Annotated in this window: 14 protein-coding genes; 7 read left to right on the top strand and 7 right to left on the bottom strand. The window is 37.1% G+C overall.

Going from position 1 to position 16,870, the window contains the following annotated elements; genetic code table 11:
- Positions 1 to 555: 555 nt before the first annotated feature.
- Positions 556 to 1,458 carry a LysR substrate-binding domain-containing protein gene (locus tag QUD79_RS11735; protein ID WP_184425854.1) on the bottom strand — a complete coding sequence of 301 codons (903 nt, stop codon included), beginning with the start codon at positions 1,456 to 1,458 and terminating at the stop codon, positions 556 to 558.
- A gap of 167 nt (positions 1,459 to 1,625) precedes the next feature.
- On the opposite strand from QUD79_RS11735, the gene QUD79_RS11730 reads away from it, so the two are divergent.
- The 6 genes from QUD79_RS11730 to QUD79_RS11700 all read left to right on the top strand — a co-directional run bounded on the left by QUD79_RS11730 (position 1,626) and on the right by QUD79_RS11700 (position 7,151).
- Positions 1,626 to 2,543, top strand: coding sequence for a M14 family metallopeptidase (locus tag QUD79_RS11730; RefSeq protein WP_184425852.1), 918 nt, complete (start codon positions 1,626 to 1,628; stop codon positions 2,541 to 2,543).
- Between the two features lie 90 nt (positions 2,544 to 2,633).
- Positions 2,634 to 3,206 (top strand): elongation factor P-like protein EfpL, encoded by a 573-nt coding sequence (gene efpL / locus QUD79_RS11725; RefSeq protein ID WP_184425850.1) that lies wholly within the window; start codon positions 2,634 to 2,636, stop codon positions 3,204 to 3,206.
- A gap of 675 nt (positions 3,207 to 3,881) precedes the next feature.
- Complete coding sequence (locus QUD79_RS11715) at positions 3,882 to 4,556, top strand: hypothetical protein (protein ID WP_184425848.1); 675 nt, start codon at positions 3,882 to 3,884, stop codon at positions 4,554 to 4,556.
- Between the two features lie 138 nt (positions 4,557 to 4,694).
- Positions 4,695 to 5,639 carry a DUF808 domain-containing protein gene (locus QUD79_RS11710; RefSeq protein ID WP_184425846.1) on the top strand — a complete coding sequence of 315 codons (945 nt, stop codon included), beginning with the start codon at positions 4,695 to 4,697 and terminating at the stop codon, positions 5,637 to 5,639.
- Positions 5,640 to 5,708: 69 nt separating this feature from the next.
- Positions 5,709 to 6,548 carry an HDOD domain-containing protein gene (locus tag QUD79_RS11705; RefSeq protein ID WP_184425844.1) on the top strand — a complete coding sequence of 280 codons (840 nt, stop codon included), beginning with the start codon at positions 5,709 to 5,711 and terminating at the stop codon, positions 6,546 to 6,548.
- Positions 6,549 to 6,590: 42 nt separating this feature from the next.
- Positions 6,591 to 7,151, top strand: coding sequence for an LOG family protein (locus tag QUD79_RS11700; protein WP_184425842.1), 561 nt, complete (start codon positions 6,591 to 6,593; stop codon positions 7,149 to 7,151).
- A gap of 54 nt (positions 7,152 to 7,205) precedes the next feature.
- Here QUD79_RS11700 and QUD79_RS11695 read toward each other — a convergent pair whose 3' ends face one another.
- The 5 genes from QUD79_RS11695 to QUD79_RS11675 all read right to left on the bottom strand — a co-directional run bounded on the left by QUD79_RS11695 (position 7,206) and on the right by QUD79_RS11675 (position 13,410).
- A complete protein-coding gene (locus QUD79_RS11695) occupies positions 7,206 to 7,628 on the bottom strand; it encodes a GGDEF domain-containing protein (protein ID WP_286290797.1) in 423 nt (140 codons plus the stop codon).
- Positions 7,616 to 8,344: a hypothetical protein gene (locus QUD79_RS11690; RefSeq protein WP_184425840.1), complete on the bottom strand. Its 729-nt coding sequence runs from the start codon at positions 8,342 to 8,344 to the stop codon at positions 7,616 to 7,618. Before QUD79_RS11690 ends, QUD79_RS11695 begins: the two co-directional genes overlap by 13 nt.
- Positions 8,345 to 8,880: 536 nt before the next feature.
- Complete coding sequence (locus QUD79_RS11685) at positions 8,881 to 10,506, bottom strand: M28 family metallopeptidase (RefSeq protein ID WP_184425861.1); 1,626 nt, start codon at positions 10,504 to 10,506, stop codon at positions 8,881 to 8,883.
- A 106-nt stretch (positions 10,507 to 10,612) separates the two neighbouring features.
- Positions 10,613 to 11,536, bottom strand: a complete 924-nt coding sequence (locus QUD79_RS11680; protein WP_184425838.1) for a histone deacetylase family protein — start codon at positions 11,534 to 11,536, stop codon at positions 10,613 to 10,615.
- Positions 11,533 to 13,410 carry a GNAT family N-acetyltransferase gene (locus QUD79_RS11675; RefSeq protein WP_184425836.1) on the bottom strand — a complete coding sequence of 626 codons (1,878 nt, stop codon included), beginning with the start codon at positions 13,408 to 13,410 and terminating at the stop codon, positions 11,533 to 11,535. Before QUD79_RS11675 ends, QUD79_RS11680 begins: the two co-directional genes overlap by 4 nt.
- A 594-nt stretch (positions 13,411 to 14,004) precedes the next feature.
- Between QUD79_RS11675 and QUD79_RS11670 the strand changes: the two genes are divergently transcribed.
- A complete protein-coding gene (locus QUD79_RS11670) occupies positions 14,005 to 15,363 on the top strand; it encodes a serine hydrolase domain-containing protein (RefSeq protein WP_184425834.1) in 1,359 nt (452 codons plus the stop codon).
- A 132-nt stretch (positions 15,364 to 15,495) separates the two neighbouring features.
- Here QUD79_RS11670 and QUD79_RS11665 read toward each other — a convergent pair whose 3' ends face one another.
- On the bottom strand, positions 15,496 to 16,830 hold the full coding sequence (locus QUD79_RS11665) for a dipeptidase (protein WP_184425832.1): 1,335 nt from the start codon (positions 16,828 to 16,830) through the stop codon (positions 15,496 to 15,498).
- Positions 16,831 to 16,870 lie beyond the last annotated feature (40 nt).

The following is a 16,870-nucleotide window of genomic DNA, read 5'->3' as shown; positions in this document are numbered from 1 at the left end:
AACATGATTTACTTTTCGTTGCTTACACGGAAGTAGGTACTTAGCGTGAGCAGGACGCGGAAGCTGTCTAGCTCATTTATGTAGAATAACTACACTTTACTCGCTACGCCTCAATTAAATCATGTTTAATTCGTACAAAATTTGTACTCGAAAGATCAACTCGCTCTAGTATGCTTGATAAATGCTTTTGAACTTATTTGCTTTTTCTGGCGCTTATTACTCGCTTTGTGGCCTTTGTGAGTTGATAACCAAGCTAATATTTGGATAAGTAGATTGTCTACGATAATAAACAATATCGTTAAAAATAAGGTTAATAAAGGTAGGTAAAGTAAGGAATTTATAATTTCGCCTTTGTGAAATACATTAAATGTCATTGGGGTAAGTATAATAATGGTGGCGATTATTCTATAAAATATTGTGATGACTTGGCCGAGCATAATAAAACCTTTTTAGTCCTTTAGTTGATGGCGTAATATTAAGTTGTATTACTTAATGCATCAAAGGGATAATATTCACACAATGGGTGAATATAATTCATCTAAGTTTAAGGTTGTTTTATGTGTTTTTTAATGGCTTCATATTTGGCGATTTAATTAACCAGCTCAAAAAGCATTGAATATCATGTCTGTTGTTATCTTCTTCGCGATAAATTGCGTAAAGGGATAGTTGGAATGGAATGATTTGTTTAAATGGGCTTACTAATACCTTTCTTTCAATCAATGAGTTTTCAATTGGCATCATCGCTAGGGCCAAACCTAATCCCTGCTCTGCAGCATGTAAAGTGGCGTCATAGTTATCAAAGGTTAAGCTATGTTTAAAGTTAGTTTCTTTAATATTGGCAGCATCAGCCCATTTTTGCCAAATATTATCCATGTATGACAAGTCAATTAGCGGCACTTTTGTAATCTGGTTTACATCATTAAGTTGATGCTGTTGTGCGAACTCGGGAGAGCAAACGGCTGTAATTTTTATGTCTAGCAATTTTTGATTAATAGCATTTGTTGCGTTGCCATGTCCTACTCTTATGGCAAGATCAAACTCCTCATCACGCAAATCGACCAAATTCATACTGGTAGCAAGCCTTATGTCTATTTCAGGGTGTGCAGTTTGGAATAAATTGAGTTGAGGAATAATGACATTACTCGCCATTGTAGGAAATGTATTGATTTTTAAGCTTGGTGTTGAAAATTTGTTTTTAACTTTTTTTGTACCAGTATCAATTAAGGTTAATGCTTGTTGTACATAAGAAAAGTACATTTTGCCGGCAGCATTTAAACTAACACCTCTACTTTTACGAACAAACAGCGGAAAACCAATATAAGTTTCAAGCGTTTTAATTTGATGGCTTACTGCTGAAGGTGTAATAAATAATTCATCACTTGCTATTTTGAAACTCTCATGGCGAGCGCTTGCTTCAAAAATAGTTAATAAATGGAGTGGAGGTGTAGTTTTTGCCATTATAGATACTGTAAGTTGCCATGATATAAATAACTGTAAACTACTTTTGCTAATAGGTGAATTTTATTTATGTGTTATTGCGTATTATATTTAAGTTTTAGTATCAGTTGAATATTATCTTTGTAGAGGCGAAAATAGCATCATAGTTAAGCAATGTTGATGAGACAATGACAAAAACAGTATATCCAATAGGAACCTCCGGCAAAAAATGGGGTAAAGAAGAAAAGCAGCAATGGCTTTCTCAACAAACCATTAAACGTAGTTATTCAGAACAAGTGATTACAAAGATTAACGGGCTTAATAATGTATTTGAAATAGTGCAATATGGTGCGCTTTCTTATGATGAAGTGCGTTACCCTCTTTTTATTTTAAAGTCACCGAACTGGGATGAGAAAAAACCAACCGCTTTGGTTACAGGCGGAGTTCATGGTTATGAAACAAGCGGTGTACAAGGTGCTATTCGCTTTGCTGAAATTGAAAGTGCAAACTATTCTTCGCATTTTAATCTATTAATTGCTCCTTGTTTGAGCCCTTGGGGTTACGAAACCATTAATCGTTGGAACCCAAATGCAGACGATCCAAATCGGTCTTTTTATCCTTCAAGCCCTGCTCAAGAGTCTGCTTTATTAATGGATTATATCGCTTCGTTAGGTTGTGATATTAATGTTCATATAGATTTACATGAAACTACCGATACTGACAATTCTGAGTTTAGGCCAGCGCTAGCAGCCAGAGATGCGGTGGTACACTCCAATTGGAACATACCCGATGGTTTCTACTTAGTTGGCAATAGCACAAAACCTGAACCTGAATTTCAGCAAGCAATTATCGACTCGGTTGAGAAAATTACGCATATTGCACCAGCTGATGATCAAAATAGATTAATAGGCGTTACATTAGCGCAAAAAGGTGTAATAAACTATGCCGCTCGTGAATTAGGGCTTTGTATGGGGTTCACGAATGCAGACTACGTGACTACAACAGAGGTTTATCCTGACAGCCCAAGGTCAGATGAAGAGCGTTGTATTTTAGCGCAAGTGGCTGCCGTTACTGGCGCGTTAAATTTTGTGATCGCAAAAAGTTAATAATAATATGATGGGGATCATGCCAAGTGCTTGCAATAATTGCGAGGCGTGGTATTTTTCGAAACAGTTAAATTTTTTAAGGTGAAGATTGTGCCAAAAGCAAGTGAAATAAAGAAGAACGCCGCCATTGAGTATAATGGAAAAGTGTTTATTGTAAGAGATATTGAGCGTTCAGTACCGCAAGGGCGTGCAGGTGGCAGTTTATATAGAATGCGTATGTACGATGTGGTCACCGGTGGCAAAACTGATGAAACATTCAAAGCTGATGAAATGATTAATTTTGCAGATTTAAGCCGTAGAGCGTCAATGTTCTCCTATCTAGATGGCGAAGAATATGTGTTTATGGATAACGAAGACTATACGCCATACAACATTAATAAAGAAAGCATTGCTGAAGAAGTGCTTTTTATTAATGAAGAAACGCAGGGCTTACAAGTGATTCTTGTTGATGGGACGCCAGTAGGTGTTGATTTACCTTCAAGTGTTGAATTAGACATTATTGAAACTGACCCGTCAATTAAAGGTGGTTCAGCAACAGCGAGAACAAAGCCTGCAATTTTATCAACAGGTTTAACCGTTCAAGTACCTGAGCATATCTCAGTGGGCGATAAAATTAAAATTAACACAGAAGAAAAGAAATTCATGGGAAGAGCTGATAAATAGTTATTACGCTATTAACTATTTAGCCGTGAAAATTCAAAATGTAGAAGGGTATGTCTATTTAAAGACATGCCCTTTTTTTATGTTTATTCATTTCCGAGAGTAGTCTTTTACCAGTTTCATTAATTAAGTTATCTACTGTATACGCAGTAGCTGACTTTTTAATCAATAGAAATGTTCACATAGTTAGTGAGATTGACATTGGTCATTATTAACGGATCAGGTACTTTAAATACAAGGAGTACTTTTATAGTGGCAATTATTTGCCAGTTAATTAATTGTAGCTAGCTATCAAAGCTAGGGCGTGTTGATCTTTCGAGTACAATTTTTGTACGAATTAAACATAATTTAATTGAGGCGTAGCGAATAAAGTGTAGTTATTCTACATAAATGAGCTAGAACGAAAAGTAAATCATGTTTAAACGTATCCGTAGGACAGCGCCTCTTTGGTATTTCTACGGCCTTTTCACTTATTTATGGGGAACAACCCCATTACATAAGTTCAGCCTTGTATAAACACCAAATAAATCGCTGCAAAAATGGACAGCAAAGATCAACACGCCCTAATGGTTTAGGTGTTTTCTAAGTGTTGCTAATGGGAGTTGTGATGGTGCGTTTTTTGCTTTCAATTAATAATCATACTTAATCGTCAAGATTAATATTTACTGAGAGGGTAAAATGGAAGTCACTAATACCAGTTTTCAAGCCTATTCACAAAAAGTAGAACAATCGAATAAGCCGAAAAGCAACAATTCGTTTTCTGAGCTATTTGCCAGTTATAAAGCAGTGAATGCTGTTGCTGTGGCCGAAGAAACAAGCACCGATGCTGTTTTTTCAATGAATACCAATAAAGGTAACCAAGAAAACATTAATTTAGATGAATACCTTACACTAGGTCCTCAATCTAGTAATGGAAAGTTAGAAGATGTATCTATACTCCTTCCCACCGCTCACAATATTGACACCTTAGCAAAATACTCGCAGGAAGAGTTTAAGCAACTACTGGAAAAATATAATATTCCGTCACCAGAAAACATTAAATTTGATAACCATGGCAAAGTTGTTTTACCTGCTGATTATGCTTATGCAGCACAACTACAACAGGCCTTTGCGGAAAATCCAAAAGTTGAAAATGCATTACGTACAACCGCAGCTTTAGCAAGTCATTACGCTGGAATTATGGAAGGGCAACCCTTTCGAGATGAAATGTCTACTGCAAGAACTGAAGCAGATAAAAATAGAATTGTTGAAAAGTACAGTTACCTATTTGACAATAATCGTCCTAGTAAAGAAATTATTTTAACTTTCTTAGATGATGGCAATATGGTGATAGGTGAGATAAAACCTAGATAAAGGGCTTTGTAAGACCTACTAATACAACACATACATATATTTTTAAAAAAACTTTAATGGTAATAGCTTGAAATACAGTAGAAAAACTGTCAATTTACCACAGATACTTAGAGACGTTATACGTCGTGGAGACAGAGATTGGCAGGTACAAGTTTATTAGCGTTAATAGATGATATAGCAACCTTATTGGATGATATAGCGGTATTGTCTAAGGTTGCAGCAAAGAAAACGGCAGGGGTATTAGGTGATGACTTAGCACTTAATGCCGAGCAGGTCTCGGGGGTTAAGGCGGCTCGGGAATTACCTGTAGTATGGGCAGTTGCGAAAGGTTCGTTCTTAAATAAATTGATATTGGTGCCGGCGGCATTGTTAATTAGCGCGTTTGCTCCAGCGCTTATTACCATATTACTGGTAATAGGTGGTTTATTTTTATGCTATGAAGGCTTTGAAAAAGTATCGCATAAATATTTGCATGCAAAAGAAGAGCTTGAGCTTGAGCATCAAGAAAGAATTAAAGCGTATGCTGATGAAAGTATTAATTTAGTTAATTTAGAAAAAAATAAAATTAAAGGTGCTATCCGTACAGATTTTATCTTGTCAGCAGAGATTGTTGTGATAGTGCTGGGTACTGTTCAAATGGCACCATTTTCAACTCAAGTTGCCGTATTATCTGCGTTAGCTATTGCTATAACCGTAGGTGTTTATGGTTTGGTCGCTGCCATTGTAAAACTCGATGATGTTGGTTTATACCTTTTAAGAAAGTCAGTGTCTGGCCGATTTAATGCCATACAACGCAGTATTGGCCGAGGCTTATTAATATTTGCGCCCATGTTAATGAAAACACTAGCAATTGTTGGCACTATTGCGATGTTTTTAGTGGGCGGAGGCATATTAACGCATAGTTTCAGTGGGCTACATCATTTAGTACAACAAGTCGTCAATTCGGCTACAGCCATTGTAGGCGATTTAGCAACTATGATCTTACCTATTTTAGCCGACGGTATTATTGGTTTAGCGGCAGGAGGTGCTGTTTTATTGTTAATTTCAGGACTAACCAAAATTAAAGCTAAAGTTACTGCTTAGCTGCAAGGAAGGTTGAGTTATGAAATTGAAATGATATGGTTAAACTATTCAGAATTTGAGGGAAATTAAATGACGCTAACAGCACTTGATTATGCAAAAAAAGCAGAGCAACTTTGTGCCTTACCTGATGTGTACTTGCGACTAAAAGAAATACTTGATGATGAACATGCCAGTTTAGATGATATTGCTAATGTTATTATGCTAGATCCCGCATTAACTACCTCCTTGCTCAAGTTAGCTAATAGTGCTTTTTTTAACTTTCCTCGAGAAATAGATTCAATTTCAAGGGCACTAATGGTGCTTGGTATAAAAGAAGTAAACAACTTAATTAATGCTTATGGCACAACTAAAGCGTTTGCCAAAGTGAACGCTAACATTATCGACATGGATCGCTTTTGGGAAGTAAGTGTAGACTGTGCGCTAATGTGCAAATACTTCGCTATTAAGCATAATGTTGAAGGTTGTGATGGGATATTTTTATCTGGCTTACTGCACAATGTAGGCACGTTAGCAATGATACAAAGTGAAGATAAAAAGGTTGTTTACTGTGAGAATTACGATAGTGAAGAAACCCCATGGCAGCGACAAGAAGATGTGTTTGGTTTTACTTTCGCTGATGTAAGTGCTGAATTATTGCGCTTGTGGCAACTACCTGATCATATTATTAAACCGATAAAGGAATATCATCAAGCGTATGCGCAAGAACTTTCGCCTGCTAGCTCATTGCTTTATATCACTTCTCGACTCGCATTAATTAACTCACACCCTGGAATGTACTCCAAGAAAAACTTCCTAGGTAAGCATTTAATGTATGATTTAGGTATTACAATGGATGATATTAATGAGGCAATCGACTTTTGTAATGCGGAAGGCTTAGCAATACTGTCAGCGTTGAAATTAAAAAATTAATTTCATGAAGCGGTATAACTTTTTAATAAGGTATTAATAAATATGAATATCGCTGTATATTGTGGCGCTAGTACGGGCAATAACCCTACTTATATAAACGAAGCAAAAAAGCTCGGTGAGTTTTTTGGGAAAAATGGCATTGACTTAGTCTATGGCGGCGGAAAAGTTGGCTTAATGGGGATTATTGCCGACGCAGTTTTAGCAAGTGGCGGCAAGGCTTATGGTGTGATACCTGAATACCTTAAAGAAAAAGAAATTGCCCATGAAGGTTTAACTGAGTTGTTTATTGTAAAAGATATGCATACAAGAAAAGCAAAAATGGCTGAGTTAGCCGATGCATTTGTTGCATTACCCGGTGGTGCAGGGACATTAGAAGAGATTTTCGAAGTGTGGACATGGGCGCAATTAGGACATCATTCAAAACCTTGTGCGTTTTATAATACTAACGGTTTCTATCAACATTTACTGGATATGATCAATAATATGGTTAACTCTGGTTTTTTACATGCGCAATATTCTGACATGCTGATATTGGCTGATACCCCTCAAGCGTTAATTAACTCCTTTGAAGCATACTCCCCACCTAAAGTTAAATGGACGTAACCTAGACTGTTATTTTCATCTAAATAAGCTTACACTTTGGCTTAATAAAGTGGCTTAATTAATGGCTGAGTTAGCTGAAATCACCACACAATTACGACTTTTTGTTTTTGCATTATATAGTGCTTCATCAGCGCTTTTAAAAAGCTCTGTAGGTATGTTTTTGTCAAACGTTTTTAACATTTTTGATACTAAACCTATACTTACAGTTAATCGCATTTCTTGTTGATTGTACTTTACTATGTGTGCTTCAACTTTCTTCCTGATATTTTCAGCTACTTGTTCTGCGCCTAAAGTATTTGTGCCAGTTAAAATTATTGCGAATTCTTCTCCGCCATACCTTGCACACACGTCGGTTGCTCTAGGTAGGCAAGACTCAAACACTCTGGCCAATTGCCTTAAACATTCATCACCAAAATCATGACCTAATTTGTCATTAACTTTTTTAAAGTGATCAATATCTATGACTAATACAGAGATGTATTCTTGGTTACGTGAAGATAATTGACATAATTCATAAAGCTTTTCGTCGAAAACCTACGATTTTTAAGTGACGTAAGAGCGTCGGTTCTACTGTGTTTTTCTAAGATAACTTCGTTAGTTAACGAGCGCCAATATTCACGGTTTTGCTGCTTAGCTAGATTTAACGTGTAAACAATGAATACAGAGATCAACGATGCCATAACCCACTGATCGCCTGCGATAATAGCTGCGATTAAAGGTGGAAGCGTAAACGTAATAATAAAGCTGGTTGCTAAAATTCGTTTTGGAGCAAAGCTATTGGTGCCGCCGGCAGCTATTCCCGAACTGGAAAAGCCCATAAAAAAGCTAAAAGCGGTATTGTCGATAAAAGTTGAGTAGCCAAACATTATCCCCCAACCTAAGCTGTGTGTTACTACACTAATTAACAGTCCCGCTGCCCATATTGTTGGGCAAGAAGTTTGCCAGTGTTCTAAATACTTAAATTGAAAAAAACGCCAAAAAGACGCTAAAATAAAAACAAACTCTAAGGTCCATGTGAGTATAAAATGACTTTTATAAAAACCGGAGCCGTAGGCTATGATCAGCCAAAATATTGGATATATTAAAATGCCAGGCTTAGTGCGCTGCATGACGTCATCCCAAACGCGGTTTTGTAGCCCTTCTGTTTGCTTAAGCTGCTTTTGCCCTTTATTAGGGAGTAGTTCAGTTAACATAAACTAAGCATTTTTTCTAGTTCAAACATTTTGATCCTAGTGTATTTAGTTGATTTTAAAATAAATATTATGAGCATTTTCTATAAGCTTAGTAATGATAGTATAAGAAGGCAAACAATAAGCTAGCGCTATAATACCAATCTTACTAGCTATGTGATCATTTCTACTGGCTAAAACTCTCAACCACTGCGTTATTTATTTTATAATTAGAACAAGTAGTTATGAAAATAAATACCTTGTATTTGACTGTTTTCACTGCGTATAAAATAGACCACTTAATTAATGAAACTGGTATAAGCTAACTTTTGTGTATGATTTAATTAACATTAAAGAGTTTACCTTTTGTAAAAATATAACACAAAATAATATAATAGCGGGAGGGCGTGTTTTCGAAATGGTGAAATACTAATCGAGTATTAGTGGCAATTATATTGTATTAAAGTAAGGAAATTTTTAATTAATGATAATAAAAGTTAAGAAAAAGTTGGCTTAAATTGTCTGTATTCAAGCCAACGTTATTCTAGATGTAGTTGAGGTTAATTATGACTAGGGCGATCTTGTAAACGACGCGTTTTAAAATCTGACTCTGCTTTCCATTTTGGCCAGTCCCCATTATTTGCTAGTTGTACAGCAATATCGATCAATAACTCTATGTCTTGCTCTACACCACCAAGCGACCAGTCAGCGGAGTAGTCATCTGCTTCTTTATGATATTTGTGAGTGATGTAGTCAGGATCTGTATCACCCAGACTCATAAACAATAAGCTTGGTACACCTTGTTTAGCAAGCGAGAAATGATCTGAGCGGAAAAACAAACCATTTTGGGGTCGAGGATCCATTTTTACAGTACGCCCTTGAGCACTAGCTGCCTTAGCTAAATAGTCTTCCATTTCTGATAAACCTTTGCCGTATTGTAGAATATAGTCAACTCCATCTAAAACATTCATGCCATCAATATTTAATAAGGCAACCATTTGCTTTGTTGGAATTACGTCACCGTTGGCAAACTGCTCAGAGCCAATGAGGCCTGTTTCTTCGGCAGTAAAATTAGCAAATATAATGGAGCGTTTAAAGGGTTTTATTTGATGCATTTTTGCCATAATACGCGCTATTTCTAGTGTTGCAGCTGTACCTGAGGCGTTGTCTACCGCACCGTTAAATATCTTAGGGCCCGTGTCGGTTTCATTCGTGCCGAAGTGGTCCCAATGAGCGCTGATAACAACATATTCATTGGGAGACTCACTTCCTGTTAGTTTAGCGATTACATTATTAGACTTAGCCATAGTGATCTGGTTGTTAAGCGTTAAATTAGCTTTGCTGTTTAAGTTAACAGCCGTAAAATCTGGCATTAGGGCGCGTTGCTTTAACTGGTGATAATCAAGACCAGCTTGGTTAAAAATAGCTTCTGCAGCTTCCACATCTACCCAGCCCATAATAGGAATTTGAGATGCATTCTTGTTGTTATCAATTAAGGTGTATTTGCTTCCGGTATTTGAACTTTCAACTACACTCCACGGGTAAGCTGCTGGCGCAGTCTCGTGTACAATAAGTACTGCTGCAGCACCTTGTCGCGCAGCTTCTTCATATTTATATGTCCAACGGCCATAGTAAGTCATGGCGTTACCTGTAAAAAGAGTATCGTCTTGAGTGGCAAAACCAGGGTCATTAACTAAAACAATTAACGTTTTACCCTTTACATCAATATCTTTAAAATCGTTCCATTGATATTCAGGCGCGTTAATACCATAACCAACAAAAACGACATCTGAGTTATCTATCTCAATGCTCGTTTGTATTTGCTGAGTACGAGCTGTAAAGTCGCTTCCAGCGTTGAAGCTTAGCTCACCAATTGACAATTTCATATTTTGATCTGGCGTTAACTGTGCCATTTCAACTTGTTGTAAAAAGTCACCATTAACAGCGCCAACTAAACCAATATCTTGGTATTGTTTAGCAAGGTAGTTAATGGTTAATGTTTCACCTTCTGTTAAAGGTCCTCGTCCGGCGAACTCATCTGATGCTAAAACTTTAATATCTTGATGAACATTACTAAGCGTAACCTGTGCTTTGTTTTGCTCTTTATGTACGGCAGGTGTTGTTGACTCAGAACAAGCAACAAGCCCCAAACAAAAAAGTAAACAACTGGTTTTTAATCGAATCATAGTTATAAAATTATTAGTGAACATAAATCGACTATAGAGTATTGGGCTACCAAATAATAGGGTCTACAGCAAAATTTAATGGTTTAATATAAAGTATACAGTGATGCTAATTACCAATTAGTCCTTTAATGTGTTCTACCACACTGCGACCAAGAGCACTAAGTGCATAACCACCTTCTAACACTGAAACAATTTTGCCTTGTGCATAAGTATCGGCTATTATTTTTAACTGATCAGTAACCCAACGGTAATCGGCCTCAGTTAAACTAACACTCGACATTTCATCTTCAATATGAGCGTCAAATCCTGCAGATATAAAGATTATTTCGGGTTTGAATTTATGAAGGGCAGGTAGCCAGTGTTCTGTTATAGCTAAACGATATTCAGGGCCTTTGCAGGTAGCGGCAATAGGCGTGTTGATTATAGGAGGAGTATCGCTTTCTTGCATTTCAAAAGGATAAAAAGGGTATTGATAAGTTGAACAAAACAAATAACCTTCTCTATCTTTCACTATGTTTTCTGTGCCGTTTCCATGATGAACATCAAAGTCTACAATCGCAACACGTGACAGGTTATATTTTTCTTTTGCGTAAGCGGCTGCAATTGCAATATTATTAAAAATACAAAAGCCCATGCCTTTATTATATTCAGCATGGTGTCCGGGCGGGCGTGTTGCACAAAATACCGCACTTAAACTTTTATTCATTACTTTATCAACGGCATCAACTGCAGCACCTGCCGAAAGTAAAGCCGCTGATAGTGATGCACTGTTCATTGCGGTGTCATCGTCTATTCTAAACGTACCTTCGGTTGGCGCATTATCAAAAATGTAGTCAATATATTTTGGGCAATGCGCTAACGATAATAAGTTTTTATCAATAGGGGTAGCATCCATTTGTTTAACAACATATTCAAGGCCACTACGAATTAATTGATCTTGTATAGCCGCCATGCGTTTTGGGCTTTCTGGGTGGTGGTCGCCCATTTCATGCAGACTACATTTATGATGGCTGATTATGCCTACCGTCATGAGTTTTCCTTTTTATTACTTTCGTTGGTTTTTAAATCACTGTTTAGGTCTACAGCTAAACTTATTTCGTCATTATCTTCCGAATAAGTACGAACAAAGCCAGCACTTTCAAATACTTTGAGCATAGGAGCATTATCTCTTCTTACACAAGCGACCAGCTTTGATAATTTGCGTATTTTGGCAATTTGGATCATTTCATTGAGTAATGTTCTTGCCATACCCTTGCCGCGTTTGCTTTCACGAATAACAAATGCGACTTCGGCGCAGTTATTACTTTCTATGTAGTAATAGCGACCTACTGCGTGTATCTCTTCACCTAAAACATTACGTTGGGTAAAGCATAAAGCGAGATCTTTATGTTGGTCTACACTTACTAGCTTACATGAACTTTCTCGCGTCATTTGTCGTGCGTAATGGTTATAACGCATGATCAACGTTTCTTTGTTATGAGAATAGAAAAACTCTTGTAACTTACGTTCATCTGATGGGCTTAGCGGTCTTAATGTGTATTCAAGGTTGTCAAAGGTAAACTTTTTTAACTCAACCGGTCCAAGCTCAGGAACAGACGTTGGACTATTATCCTGATAACTAGGTACCCAATAATGCTTCCTAACATCTTCCAATAATTGCTTTCTAAACTTTGGATGGGCAATACGTATTAGTTCAAGTGCGCGTTCACGAATACTCTTACCAATGAGCGAAGCTATCCCATATTCAGTAATTACATATCCTACGTCATCACGTGAAGTAACTACACCACCACCTTCCGTAAGGTGAGCTACAATACGAGAAATCTTTCCGTCTTTAGTGGTAGATGGCAAAGCAATAATCGGCTTACCGCCTTTACTAAACCAAGCACCGCGAATAAAGTCGACTTGACCGCCAATACCTGAATAGAACTGATAGCCAATTGAGTCTGATACCACTTGACCAGTTAAATCAACTTCAATAGCACTATTAATTGACACCATATTGTCATTTTTAGCAATATTTATTGGCGAATTAATATGCTCTGAAGGATAAAACTCTACATGGGGGTTGCCATCAACAAAGTCATATAATCGCTGAGTACCTAAACAGAAGCTAACAACGGTTTTGCCTTTATGAAAGGTTTTACGGCGATTATTGATTACACCGCTGAGCATTAAGTCTAAAATTCCGTCGGTGATCATTTCACTATGAACACCTAGGTCTTTGTGGTTAGCTAGGTAATGTAAAACGGCTGAAGGAATTTTACCAATACCTATTTGAATAGTCGCGCCATTTTCAATTAACATTGAAGTGTACTGCCCTATTTGTTCTGACACTTTATCCATAACAGGGGGAGCAAGTTCAGGTATAGGTTGTTCAGCATCTAACCAGGCATGAATTTGATTTACGTGTACAAAGCTATGACCATTGGTACGAGGCATCAATGGATTTACTTGTGCAATAACATATTTAGCTGCCTTAACCGCAGAGGAAATAATGTCAACACTTACGCCTAGCGAGCAATATCCGTATTTGTCAGGAGGGCTCACCATTATTAAGGCGGCGTCGAGAGGTAATATATTTTCTTTAAATAGCGTTGGAATTTCTGAAATAAAACAAGGGGTATAATCAGCTCTTCCTTCGGCTACTGCTTGTCGAACATTATTTCCACCAATGAAGAAAGCGTTTACTTTAAAAAGATCTTTGTGCTCAATTTTAGCCCATTTGTTGTCAGATAACGTTAATATGTGAACGGCTTCAATGTCATGGAGTTGAGCACTATTACTAATTAAATCGTCGATAAGTGCATTGGGTACAGCAGCATTTGAACCAATAAAAATCCTATCACCCGACTTTAGGTAATCTTGCCAGCGTGTTTTTTTGTTATGGCTTTGAAGTGACATAAGCGTGTGTCCCATTGTATTGTTTAAATATCTTTAATGCTATTGTGCCCAAACCTTAGTTTGATTCTATGACGCATATCAAGTCGTTAACAATAATATCGTTGATTATTACTTTTGTTATATACCAATTTATTTAGGGCGTGTTGATCTTTGCTGTACATTTTTGCAGCGATTTATTTGGTGTTTATACAAGGCTGAACTTATGTAATGGGGTTGCTCCCCATAAATAAGTGTAAACGCCGTAGAAAAACCAAAGAGGCGCTGTCCTACAGATACGTTTAAACATGATTTACTTTTCGTTGCTTACACGGAAGTAGGTACTTAGCGTGAGCAGGACGCGGAAGCTATTTATGTAGAATAACGACACTTTATTCGCTACGCCTCAATTAAACTATGTTTAATTCGTACAAAATTTTACTAGAAAGATCAACACGCCCTAGTGTTAGCCATTAACCTATCTTACTCTATACCCAGAATATAGTTTATTACACCTTAGTCGAAATAAGTGGACGATATAAAAGCTCAACTTAAGGTAGATATAATTAGCTTCGTTGATGCTAGTATTGATTTTTTCGATCTCTCTGGAGTGAGTTTATGAAATTTTTTAATTTTCTATTACTTTTATGCGTATTTTCTTCTTATTCGGTCGAAGCTAGCGAAAGTAACTATAATACCGTTAAAGAACAAATGTTTGATTTAGTTTTCAAGCTAGATAAAACACCTACGGAAATTGCTGGTCTACAGTTAGTATTAGTTAAAAATGGCAAGGTTGTGTTTGAGCATGCAGAAGGATTTTCTTCCATTTCCCCCGCTGGAGAGAAACTCCCTTTAACGATAAATCATAAAGTACGTATTGCATCAATTTCAAAGCTCGTGTTAACCCTGTCGTTAATGACCTTAGTTGAAGATGGTTTGCTTTCTTTAGATGAAGACATTTCTAAATACTTAGGATTTAATTTACGAAACCCTAATTTCCCAAATCGAAAAATCACAGTCAAACAAGTGCTGGCACATGTTTCTTCTATCCGTGACAATGGCCCGTATTTTTTGCCATTCGGTGAGCATTATCAGTCATTATTTGAAGCTAAAAACCTAGATGCTGGCCGTTACTTTGCCGCTAAAGAAAATCAGGGTCCAGGAGATTACTTTGCCTACTCAAATTTGAATTTTGGCTTAATCGCTGGTGTTATTGAAAATATAAGTGGTTTAAGAATGGATGTTTTTGCTAAAAAGGTGTTATTTGCACCACTAAACTTAGACATTAGTTTCAATGTCTGTGACTTATATGAAGAAGAGTACTCACTACTTGCAACGCTTTACCGAAAAGGGCACGGAGGTGATTTCTGGGACCCAACAGGTCCTTGGATCTCGCAAGTAGACGGCAGTGAAATATCATGTTTTTATGGTGGAGAAAAATATAGCCGTTCACAACGCCCAGATTTATCTATGCTTAAAAACTATCAGTTAGGCAGTAACCCTACGTTATTTTCTCCACAAGGCGGAGTACGCGCATCGGCTAATGATCTAGCTGTTTTAATGAAATTATTTGTTGGTGAAAACACTAATGACGTTATCTCTAAACAATCAATTGAGATGATGCTAGAGCCAGTATGGACGTACGATAAAACCATTAAAAATGGAGATACAAATAGCGATACAGCATCAGATAATTTAACCTCTGTTGGTATAAATACGGCTTACGGTTTGTCTACTCATATAATCGACTTAAAAGAGTGGGGCTTAACGGATAAAAGTCACCGCTTTTATGGTCATTTAGGCTCAGCCTATGGTTTACTTGGACAATTTTGGTTTGACCCGGTTACAGGTGACGGGTTTATTGCTTTAATTACTGGCGTTGGGGACGATCCAGAAAAACCTTTGAGTAAAACTCCGCTTAACGCGATTGAAGAAAAAGTGTTAATGATGAGTTTAAAAGCACTCAATTATTTGTAAAAAATTAAAAGTGTAGTGCGAGATTGCTCAAGTCTATCAACTTAGCAATAACAAAATTAATTCAGTAAAAAAGGAGATGGTTAATATGCCACCTCCTTTAATATTAATTGCTTATAATATGTATTAGGCTGCTTAAGTTTTATTCGCTTGAATTTCTTTCGCTACACGCTGCACGTCATCTAGTACTCTGAGTAAATTTCCGCTCCAAATTTTTTCAATATCACTTTCAGAATAACCACGCTTAACTAATTCAATGGTAACGTTGTGGGTTTCAGCAGCATCATTCCAGCCTAACACACCTCCGCCGCCATCAAAGTCTGAACTAATACCAACATGATCAACACCTATTAGCTTAACCATGTAATCGATATGGTCAACTAAGTCAGCTACATCAACTTGCTTAACGGTTTTGCTCAGTGTATCTATTGCAGGTTGTGACTGTTCTTTGATTGTTTGCCAATCGTTAACCATTTTATTTTTACCCGCTTCATCAAGGGTAGAGTAGAGTTTACGATCAAATAAGGCTAACCCTAGCTTATCGGCTGTTTGCTGGTAAACCTCTTTAGCTGCGTTGAGGAATGTGTCATGCTTTTGGCTATTTAAGTAGCTTTGAAAAGCAACAGCTTGTACTACGCCGCCATTCTTTTTAAGCATTAATAACTCTTCGTCGTCTAAATTACGACTATGATTGTTCATAGCTCTACTTGACGAATGTGAAGCAATTACTGGCGCTTTAGACAATCTCATCATTTCCATATTTGCCATCTTTGATGGATGAGAGATATCGATCATTATGCCCCATTTATTCATCTCTTTAATGGCTTCTCTACCTAAGTCACTTAAACCGTTATGAAGCCATTGTTGATCCTTGTCGCCGGTATTAGAGTCGCTAAGTTGGCTATGGCCATTATGAGCAAGCGACATATAGCGTGCGCCTAAATCATAAAACTTCTTTACATTACTAATGTCTTCACCAATTGGGTAACCATTTTCAACACCGATCATCGCTACTTTTTTACCACTTTTTATTATGCGTCTTACATCATCTGATGTTAATGCTAATTCAATTTGATCAGGTGCGATCTCTTCAGTTAAACGATGAATTGATTCAAATTTTTTCATGGCGCTGGCGTAGGCTTTAGCATAACCCGCTTCATTAAGCTCGCCTTGACCTGTATACACAATTAACCAAGATACGTCTAAGCCACCTTCTTCCATTTTAGGTAAGTTTACTTGGCTTTTTAAGCGCATTGTATAGTTTTTATCTTCAACAAAGTTTGCATCACTAAAGTCGTTATGGGTGTCTAAAACAATAACGCGTTCGTGTATTGCTTTGGCACGCTTAACTAGTTGCTCAGCAGATTCTGATTGGGTAACTGATTGTTGCTCTTCATTAGCAACATTTGCGTTATTGCAGCCTAAAATAAGTGTTAGGCTTGCAGCTAGAATAGTTAATTTTGAGTTCATTGAGTGGCTCTCGTTGTTATTGTTAGATAATTAGCATAAA

The organism is Thalassotalea piscium, assembly GCF_030295935.1.
Classification (GTDB): Bacteria; Pseudomonadota; Gammaproteobacteria; order Enterobacterales; family Alteromonadaceae; genus Thalassotalea_B; species Thalassotalea_B piscium.
This window is presented reverse-complemented; position numbering and strand designations above follow the sequence as displayed.

Excerpts from the sequence above, each read along its gene's own strand:
- QUD79_RS11735 (WP_184425854.1), bottom strand. The coding sequence starts at position 1,458 with ATGGCAAAAACTACACCTCCACTCCATTTATTAACTATTTTTGAAGCA.
- QUD79_RS11730 (WP_184425852.1), top strand. The coding sequence starts at position 1,626 with ATGACAAAAACAGTATATCCAATAGGAACCTCCGGCAAAAAATGGGGT.
- QUD79_RS11715 (WP_184425848.1), top strand. The coding sequence starts at position 3,882 with ATGGAAGTCACTAATACCAGTTTTCAAGCCTATTCACAAAAAGTAGAA.
- QUD79_RS11705 (WP_184425844.1), top strand. The coding sequence starts at position 5,709 with ATGACGCTAACAGCACTTGATTATGCAAAAAAAGCAGAGCAACTTTGT.
- QUD79_RS11700 (WP_184425842.1), top strand. The coding sequence starts at position 6,591 with ATGAATATCGCTGTATATTGTGGCGCTAGTACGGGCAATAACCCTACT.
- QUD79_RS11690 (WP_184425840.1), bottom strand. The coding sequence starts at position 8,344 with ATGTTAACTGAACTACTCCCTAATAAAGGGCAAAAGCAGCTTAAGCAA.
- QUD79_RS11685 (WP_184425861.1), bottom strand. The coding sequence starts at position 10,506 with ATGATTCGATTAAAAACCAGTTGTTTACTTTTTTGTTTGGGGCTTGTT.
- QUD79_RS11680 (WP_184425838.1), bottom strand. The coding sequence starts at position 11,536 with ATGACGGTAGGCATAATCAGCCATCATAAATGTAGTCTGCATGAAATG.
- QUD79_RS11675 (WP_184425836.1), bottom strand. The coding sequence starts at position 13,410 with ATGTCACTTCAAAGCCATAACAAAAAAACACGCTGGCAAGATTACCTA.
- QUD79_RS11670 (WP_184425834.1), top strand. The coding sequence starts at position 14,005 with ATGAAATTTTTTAATTTTCTATTACTTTTATGCGTATTTTCTTCTTAT.
- QUD79_RS11665 (WP_184425832.1), bottom strand. The coding sequence starts at position 16,830 with ATGAACTCAAAATTAACTATTCTAGCTGCAAGCCTAACACTTATTTTA.